Consider the following 9,232-nt stretch of genomic DNA (forward strand, 5'->3'; position numbering starts at 1 on the left):
GAAGTTTTAAGGTTTTTATTTAGATATTGAGTGTTATATTACACAGATTTCAAATCCACGTTGCCTGGTTTTCTTTTTACTTATATAATGTTAGCAATTGTTTTCTTAATAAGAATGACCAGGAGCAATAATCCTAAAGTCATTGGTTATATTTATATTTTGAGTATATACTTGCTTATTTTTTAATAACCCCTCTATTAGTAGATCTTCTTCGGTTCTATTATCATTTTCTAGTGGCTCCATAAATGAAAAATCTATAGCCACTTTATGGTCTTCTATAGCATTTTCTATTTCTTTTTCAATTTGATGAAAAGAAAAATCTCCAGGGCTAAACTTTAAAGAATAGATCTTTTCTTGTTGGCTATAACTAGGAAATTGATCTTGATACGTTTTAAGAGTAGCTTGAAAAGCTTCTTCAGAATTGGCTATTAATTTACCACCATTAATTGCTAAAACGTAAAACGTTTGATCCTTGTGGTTTTTTCCAAAATTTTCTAAGCAAATAGCCCAGGTAGTCAATCGTTTTTTTACTTTATCTTTATCAATGAAATCGAATGGAGATTTTGGCTGACCTTTTAAAAAGGCTTCCATCATACCCAAATATGCGGGTTCATAATACATTTCCTCTGCAAGTTCTAAAGCAGTTCCATATTTCCCTTTTTTATTAGGATCGGCACCATGACGTAATAGAAGATATACCATCTTTAAATTACTATTGCCTGTTGCTCTTTGCAGAGCTGATTGATCATTATGTAATACATCGACAAATACTCCACTCTCTAAAAGTATGTTTACCTCTTTCAAACCTTTATCTTCAGAAGCGAGAGCAACTAATACCTCTGCTTGCTCTTCAATATCAGAGTTTTCTATGATTAGTTTAGTGATTTGAGCCAATCCATTATGGTCAATTTGTGATAAAACGGCTAATTCAAGTGGTTTTTTCAGTCATTTTATTAAAATGCCCTCCTTCATTTATATAAGATCTCAAAAATTCTATATCACCAGAAAGGATAGCTTTACTTAATTTTTCTTCCATCTTAATTATTGTTAACTTTTGTGTATGAAACGTAGCAATTTTAAAAGTACTATATTTCAGATAAGCACAGAGCCGAATTTTATGTTTTGATTTACAATTATTAACTATGTTTTATACACCGTGTTAGGCAACATAATTTTCTTTCCAACCATTGGTTTTAGCAATTAATTCTGGATATAAGCAAGATGTTTTTCCGTCTTGTGAAACCAAAATTTTAATTGTATCTCCAATTGATTTGTTATTAGTTAAGGCAAAATTATTAGACCTCGATTTGGAGACATTATTTTTATATTCATAATGTACATCCATCGACATTCCAAATTTTGAAAATGTAAATCCTTTATTGTGGCTTATTGAAATTATTTTACCCTCTTTAATTTTTCCAGTTTTGTAAAGATAAATTTCTTTCTTAATCCGAGAGTATAGAAGATAGCAAAAAACTAACCCGACCAATAAAAATACCAAAGCGACATAATAGACAAAATCGAAACCGAAGGAATATTGTTCGAATTCGGTTGGAATAGATTTTCCATCCAAATGCTTAATTGGAATTATATCACCTTTCTTTAGTTCATTAGTTTTCTCAGGATCGAAAACATTAAACTTAGATTGTTCTTTTTCTCCGTTTAATTCAAATTCATAAGTCAAAATTTGAGGATTATCACCATTAATAGTGATATTATTAACTGACTCTATATTGATTAAAATAGCATTTTCTTTAATTCCATTAGATTCTATTTTCTCTACATTATCAACATAAGGTAAATCACTTTTAAATGAGTTCACAATCAGAGCTAAGGGAATGAAAAGGAACAATGTAAATGCAATTCCTTGAAATGAAATAAGTAATAAAATTGGTCTAATCTTGGCGCGTTGCCATATGGTTTTAAGGTTAGTTTTGCGATATGTCAATGTTCTTTTTTTTATGTTGCCTAACAATACTACATATGTGGCCAGTACACATATATCTGTTTATAATTATTAATAGTTGTTTACAAGTGATTTATTTGTTTACTCACAAAGCTATCATGCTTTCAGGTTAAAGAGCATGTAATTGCCCCAAAAAAGAGTATACTATTTATTCTTTCTAATATATTTTTCTACAATGTACCTTTTTATGTTGGCTTTTTTTACCTCTTCTAACCCATGTTGAATAAGAGTATCTCCTTTTATTTCTATGGTAAACGGAAATTTATGACCTCTTACAGCCTCTACCGCACAATATTGTAATGTTTCTGTATAGGTATTTCCTTCCAGGGTATATGTGCCTCCGCCTCCATAAAAACCATCTGGGTTGGTATGATCTTGATTAAAAAATGCAAAATGATCCTTACCGATGATTTTTATAAAATCTGAGGTAGTCATGTCTTTAATTTTTACAGAATCTCCTTCTCTAATCTCTCCATATACCATTTTCCATGCTCCTTCTATTTCTTTGACCTCTTTGGGTTTTGATAGGGTTGGGGCGGTTTCGTTTTTGTTGCAGGCAATAAAAATAAATGAACAAGCTACTAGTATAATTTGGTTTCTCATAAAATGTTGATTGATGTCGATAAAGTTAATTTTATTTTCTTTTTTTAATGGTTTATATTCCATCGAAGATGTTTTGAACCTGGTTCTCTAATAAAACATCTTCGCTTATTATTTTTAAGAGCGTTGTTTTGGATTTCAAAATTAACTCACCTTCATTTTCACCTTTTTGTATCTTATAACTATTAAGAAAAACCTTTTTCGAAAAATTGAATATCTCATCATTGTAGTTACTATCACTTAATTTGAATTCAATTTCTTGGTTATTTTTGATGTAATCAACATGCATTCTGTCGCTTTTAAATCCCGGAAGGATAACCTCAGAACGATTATTTCGGAATTTGATTTTCTCAGCATTTTCAAATCCTGTTACATTAAATGTTATTTCTATTCCATTAGAGATTGATTCTGGATATACCTTTTTCCCATTAAATTCCATTTCAGTAATAATCCAATTTCCGTCCATTATTTTTGGAATTCCGTTAGAACATGAAATTATTGAACATATAAAAATTATAAATAATAGTTTTTTCATAATTATTATGCATAACGTTTAATATATGTGTCGTAGTAGAGTAAATTGTTACTTTGCGTTGAGTTTTTCTGCGCATTGGTTGCGAATTTTCATTTCTGCAAGCATTGCACCTTACCAAAAATACAACAACCATTCGATTGATCACTCATCTGCTATGGTCACATATATGGTGTTGGCAACAGTTTTTTATTTTTCGTAAAACTCTTTTAAAATAATATTTTTTCCTTTGGTCAACCTTTTTAATTCTTTTATAAGATAATAACGGTGCATGAACCCATTAGTGACGATAATTCTTTTTCCTTTGTTTAGTTCAGCCATTCTCATAATGTTTTTAGCCATAGTTTGATTTCTTAAATCCCAAAACTCATCAGCTAATTGATATCCATCACGATAACTGATTTTTTGTCCATTTGGTTTAGTATGAAAACGGTTTGCAAACTCATCTCTTGTATTTGTTATTTTTGTCAACATCTTATACTGATAATATTGCCTTTCTGCACAAATACTATCCGTTGTAGGGTTATTAAAATTTTCAGGAGATTTAGAGGCTAGTACTTTTAGCGGTTCTATAAGAGCTTGCCATTTATTAAAAATATTAGCTTCTGAAGCAGATAATAAATTGGCTTTATTTAAACTGTCTAGAAGTTTTGTGGTTAATCCATCAGTGGGACGAGAACCAATATTTATTCTGTGTTGAATTCTACCTTCAAAACCATAGGGCCTTAATTTGGTCATAGGGTATTTTTCAGCATATTTTGTAGATGCTATAGTTTCATTACTATTTAAGGCTTTTTTTAACCTAAAATCAGTGGTGAAAAATGAGGAATCCCCTTCTAGTAATATTAAATCTGGCTTTATGTCTTCTAGTATATCAAAGAGGATTTCTGAATTAAAGTTGGGTTCTGGATTATGTAGAGTTCCAATGAGAATTATTTCAGTCGTTTTTTCTTTTTCACAAGATAGAATCGTTATTAAAGTCAGTAATATTAGTATTGTTTTATTCATTTTTTTTAATTGTTGCCAACAATAGTATATGCAAACCAATTCACATATACCCACTTATAAGTGTTTGTAATTGCTTATAATCGTTTTATTTATTTAATCACCCAAAGCTACCATTATCTTTTTGATATGGCAATGGTAATGTATATAGAAGGAGGAGAACTTTTTTGCATGACTATCGTTAACGGATTGTGAATCTGTGTTGTTGGATTTTGTTGTTGTTTACAAGCAATTTATTTAAATGTTACCTCTCCTTTTGGGGTCTTAATGGTGAATTTGAGTTGTGTTGTATCACCATCTTCCATCTTCATGAATGGAATCGTTGATTTGTTCTTCAATAAAATGTCTGTTATATCCTTCTTATTCGGAGTTTTAATTTGAAATTCTTTCAAAACACAAAGGGTGTTCTTTTGAACCGAAGGATGAGTTGTTTGATCAGACCAACTTATAAAGAAAGGATTAATGTTTACCCCTGGATTAGTTATCCGTAATAACTTCCATTTCAATTCCTCTCCGTTGGGTTTATTTCTTGACCAATTTTCAATTCCTTTGGTTTCAAATTGAGAGTCTACGATTGTTTTTTCCAGAAATTCTATGGTATCGGTAGCTATTGCAAAACCAATAGGCTTTAAAGCATTCATGTTTTTAAAAAACTCGGGGATTGTATCCAATTCATTCTTTGGTGCCAGGATTTCAATATAAATCATATCGCCCATGGGTATTATAGCATTATGAGTATAACTGTTCGGATGCCCACCTCCATATATAGCTTTTACCCCGGTTAATTCCTCAAATTGTTTAATGCCCAAATCAAGGTCATTTATGGCCAGTATGATATGGTCTATTTGCATATTGTTTACTTCTTTTTTTGCACATCCTACTACTATCAATACTACAATGCAAAAAGCAAAATATGGATATTTTCTTTTCATTTTGATCATAATTATGTACAACAATGATATATGTATAACACCTGTACATATATTGGTTTGTTGGTGTTTTTAAGTGTTTGTGTATATCATAACTCACGCTATATAGACACTAGATATGCTGTCTGGATGAAATGCATTTCAATACATTTTTACATACTATTAGCGGTTGTTTAGTATTTCGTCATAAAGTCTTTTTACCTGTAAGTCTCCAAACCCGTAAATACTTTCTTTTTTGTTAAATTCTCTAAACACAGGGCCAAATTCGGTTGTTCCTATATCATCCATTATTGCAATAAGAGATTGGGTCGGTCTGCCCATATTCTCATTAGATGGTATTCGTTCTATATGAGCATTTACCGCAGCAAGTATAAATGGGTAGTTGTCTTTAAGCTGTAGTGCCGTGCTAAGTAGTGTTTTGGTATCATTGTCCTGATAGGATTCCCAGAGGCTTGAGATTTTATCTAAGTCTGTTAGCATCACCCTGTCCTCATAAATCGATATAAGTTCGGATTTCTTTAGTCCAGCAAAGCCATATTGTGTATGTGTTCGAGGTCTCACAAGAAAAACCCTACAGCTTTTATCTTTTTTAAACAAGAGATTAGTTACAAACCAAAAATTCACCTGGCAAAACAAATCATCCTCGAACCAGAGATTAATATCAGAGTTGCCATTAATGGCTATAATTTTATGAAATTCGGGAACCACCTTTTGGTAATACCCCTGTTCGGTCTCACCATAATGCTGACTAATAAATTTAGCCCGCGAATCAAATAGTTCGTCTAGGTTTTTTCCTTTTACATTTCCGTCAACCAAGCATTCTCTAGCTATAATGATGCTTCCCTTAATATTTTCGGGAAATTGTTCTTTAAGGGAGTCCCCGTTTAATATGTGAAATTGTTCTGTCATTCTTTAATTACCGTTAATGTATAGGTTATGATTAGCACAAGAATTAAAAGTACTACATTTTTGATTAAACCCAGAGTCGAATTTTTATATTTTGCTAGGATTCAAGACAGGCTTTAAATTAGGCAATCTTTTGCAAGATAATTCCAAATTTTAAGGTTTATTAGTTGTTAGCTATGTTTATAGTTATTATGCGTTCGTTATTTTATTTTCACTTTTGCATTTAGGAGTAAGATTAGGTTTTTTTCGGAATAAGCCCATTCATTAATTTTCAAGACAGGTCGTTCAATTTCTATATTTTTATAATTTTCTTTTACTTTTTGTGGTAAATTAATAACTAATTCATCAACTGCTTTTAAAAGTAGCTCTTCTATTTTTTTGACTTCTGATGATATATCCACTGCTTTAATGTTTTCAATTTCTTTCTTTATGGTTTTGTAGGCTAATGATAGAATAAATTTGTCTTTTCCATTACCAAAATTATTAAAAGCAAGAGTATCTAAAGTATATGATATATAATGCTTAGAAGTTTCCAAGACTTGAGTTTGAGTTGCTCCTAAATCAGCATTTTTGTGTTCCAATTTTCCAGTAAAATATGCTGTTGCTTTTAGATTCAATATATTCTTAGTCATATCAGTTTCAAACTGTACCTTAAGTCCAATATTTTTTCCTGAAGGAAAAGTTTCAATTTTCTTTACTTTCAGTTTGCCTTTTATTTCTGAATCGTCATTTCCGATATTAATATCATTAAAACTGCTGCTTAATTCAGTATCTAAATAATTAAAAGGTATTTCTACAGGCAAGGACAAATTAATTGAAGGTTTTATAGGTGAAATAATATTTAAATCTGGAAGATTTCCGGCATCAGGAATATTGGAAATATCATTCGTTATTTTTATATCTGATTTAATTCCTCCATAAATCTTAATATTATCCTTATCAGCTTGTATTTGTGATAATGATATCTGAGTTGGTTTTGCAACTGCCCAAAATTGTTCATTTATTTGGAATTTTCGAGTTACCCATTCTTTTTCTGCCTGTGCTTTAAATTTTTCGCAATCAAAGCTTTTTGAGATATCTTTTTCTATTTTGGATAGTAATTTTTCTATTTCAGGGTTTGCCAATTTAGTGATGTCAACTTGAAGAAGTTTTAAACCATAAGTGAAATCAAGCTTTAACTTATCTTCCCAACTGAAACTTGCATTTGGTTTTAATTTAACACACCATTTATTATCAATTCCGACCTCAATATCTAAATCTAACATCATTTTTCCCTCAAAAGGTTTTCTTACTAACGGTGGAGTATATTTAGTAATTAATGTAACCCATCCTTTAGTTTTTACAGGAACTTTGATATTAAATTTATTGCCATCAAAAGGAGTTAGTTTTATTTTCCCATCTATCCAAACTGAAATTTTATACCCATTCACAGTTGAAAGAGATGTTACTATTGTTGTGTATTTGTTGGGGCTATAAGCGGGATTTTTTGTTTTTATCCATTTTTTGGGATTATATAGAGGGTTTTTTTCTTTCCAACATGCACCAAAAGCACAAATCTTTATCCATTTTTTAGGGTTGTATGCAGGGTTTTTTGTTTTTATCCATTTTTTAGGGTTATAAAGAGGGTTTTTAGTTTTTACAACAATTGGGAATTTTTCATGATGTTCACCTACTTCATTATCAAACCTCTCATTTTCTAATTTTTTTAATTCATTTCTAAAAGGTGTCATTGACTGTATGGCGGAAAAATTTATTTCACTTTCTGTATTATCCCATTTTGGCTTTAGAACATATTTTTTAGGAACAGTAGTCATTGTTTTATAACTCTTACAACTAAAATTGATTCCGATGATTATCAGTAGAATAGCAATTTTAAAAATTACATTTTTCATATTGTATTTAGTTTTTTCCATTTTTTTCGGTTTTAATCATAGATAACAATGCTGTATGTATTTGTATGCATATATCTATTTGTAATATCTATTATATTGATACCTCAGAGTTTTTCTGATATTCAATATTCAAAGATTATAATTCTGTTATCGGGGTTCAATACCTTGTATTGGGTATTTATTTATTCTGTGTTTTTGAAAGCGGAAGTATATTAGAGAATCAAATATACCCTTCGAGAACCTCAAGGTACAAACAAGCACAGTACCCTGAGCGTAGCCGAAGGGTACAACACAATCCCCAACAAGGGGGTACCCCCTTGTCGACATGGGGGGTACCCTATCAAAAAGTAGTTCGAGCTGATATTTTAATGCTTCGAGTTGATATTGTAACGCTTCGAAAGGATAGGATCAGGGTTCGAGCTGATATCGTATGGCCCAGAAGGCTTGGCAGGAGGGGTAAAAGTGATATGTTTTGGGGTTCGAAGCCATAAAAGGAGTCTTCGAAGGACTTTGGTAACGCTTCGAAGCGTGTCTTTAAGGGATAGAAGCATCTCGATAAGGGGTGAAACCATTTCTGACTTAAATTTGCCCAATAAAAACGCATCTTTTTACCTAATGCAAAAATCTGATATTTTTCTAATGAGTAAATTTAAATCAAAACTGGTATAACTACTATAAAAACAACAGCACCAGCCGTTATGGCTGGGGCTGTTTTGATACGATGTGGATATCGATTTATAGTTCTGTGTCGGGTGTATCGGTGGTGACTCCACCATTTTTTTTAAAAAGGACTTTCATATCTTGGTAAACCGATTTGGCACCCGGTTCGTTCTCACCAGCCAGAAAACGCATCATACGATAAAAGCTTAATGCATTAGTGTAATTATCATAGTCTAATAAGGTTTTGGTATCGACCAATTGTTGGGAGAGATTTTCTAACAGTTGTACGTGGGTTTCTATTTGTTTACGAGTGGTATAATCGCGATCAAACTCTTCCTTATCCAAAAAATTAGGAATCCAGCTCGGGTGCTGCTCCATATAGTTTTTGGCTTTGTCTACGATAAGTTTGTTTTGATTGGCAATACGCCCGTACTGTGCCCGTTGCTCGGGAGTTAGATTTACTGTTTTACCCAACAACACTTCTTTTATGGTGTTGATCCCCTGGGTTAATTTGTTTAATTCGTCTTCTGTAAAGGTTACACTAATTAAATTTTCTAATGCCATGTTTACTATATTTTATGGTTTATAAATATTTTGTGACACAAGAATATAGTACGCCAGTTTCATTTTTCGGAACTGAGATTTTTTTAAGAAAGGTTTAGCTAACTTTTTGATTTTGTTAGGATTGTGTATCCGTGTTGTGCCCTTCGACGTGCTTATTCGTACCCTTCGAGAACCTCAG

9 protein-coding genes are annotated in these 9,232 nt (G+C 31.6%); all 9 read right to left on the reverse strand.

What is annotated here, in order from left to right; genetic code table 11:
* Positions 1-105 precede the first annotated feature (105 nt).
* The 9 genes from Z053_RS29480 to Z053_RS0127025 all read right to left on the reverse strand — a co-directional run bounded on the left by Z053_RS29480 (position 106) and on the right by Z053_RS0127025 (position 9,054).
* Positions 106-894: an ankyrin repeat domain-containing protein gene (locus Z053_RS29480; protein ID WP_051476160.1), complete on the reverse strand. Its 789-nt coding sequence runs from the start codon at positions 892-894 to the stop codon at positions 106-108.
* A 265-nt stretch (positions 895-1,159) separates the two neighbouring features.
* A complete protein-coding gene (locus tag Z053_RS0126985) occupies positions 1,160-1,948 on the reverse strand; it encodes a hypothetical protein (RefSeq protein ID WP_025668094.1) in 789 nt (262 codons plus the stop codon).
* Positions 1,949-2,110: 162 nt separating this feature from the next.
* The gene (locus Z053_RS0126990; protein WP_152538408.1) at positions 2,111-2,632 is read right to left on the reverse strand and encodes a hypothetical protein; all 522 of its coding nucleotides are present in this window, start codon (positions 2,630-2,632) and stop codon (positions 2,111-2,113) included.
* Positions 2,622-3,101, reverse strand: a complete 480-nt coding sequence (locus tag Z053_RS0126995; protein WP_160112026.1) for a hypothetical protein — start codon at positions 3,099-3,101, stop codon at positions 2,622-2,624. The genes Z053_RS0126990 and Z053_RS0126995 overlap by 11 nt, the downstream gene beginning before the upstream one ends.
* 186 nt (positions 3,102-3,287) lie before the next feature.
* On the reverse strand, positions 3,288-4,106 hold the full coding sequence (locus tag Z053_RS0127000) for a hypothetical protein (protein WP_035097087.1): 819 nt from the start codon (positions 4,104-4,106) through the stop codon (positions 3,288-3,290).
* Positions 4,107-4,336: 230 nt separating this feature from the next.
* Entirely contained in the window at positions 4,337-5,035 is a 699-nt protein-coding gene (locus Z053_RS0127005) for a VOC family protein (protein ID WP_025668099.1), read from the reverse strand.
* Positions 5,036-5,194: 159 nt separating this feature from the next.
* Positions 5,195-5,941 carry a hypothetical protein gene (locus tag Z053_RS0127010; protein WP_025668100.1) on the reverse strand — a complete coding sequence of 249 codons (747 nt, stop codon included), beginning with the start codon at positions 5,939-5,941 and terminating at the stop codon, positions 5,195-5,197.
* 197 nt (positions 5,942-6,138) lie between these two features.
* Positions 6,139-7,851: a DUF4403 family protein gene (locus Z053_RS0127015; RefSeq protein WP_025668101.1), complete on the reverse strand. Its 1,713-nt coding sequence runs from the start codon at positions 7,849-7,851 to the stop codon at positions 6,139-6,141.
* A 714-nt stretch (positions 7,852-8,565) separates the two neighbouring features.
* Positions 8,566-9,054, reverse strand: coding sequence for a hypothetical protein (locus Z053_RS0127025; protein WP_025668103.1), 489 nt, complete (start codon positions 9,052-9,054; stop codon positions 8,566-8,568).
* Between the last annotated feature and the right edge of the window lie 178 nt (positions 9,055-9,232).

The organism is Aquimarina megaterium XH134, assembly GCF_000520975.1.
Lineage (GTDB): Bacteria > Bacteroidota > Bacteroidia > Flavobacteriales > Flavobacteriaceae > Aquimarina > Aquimarina megaterium.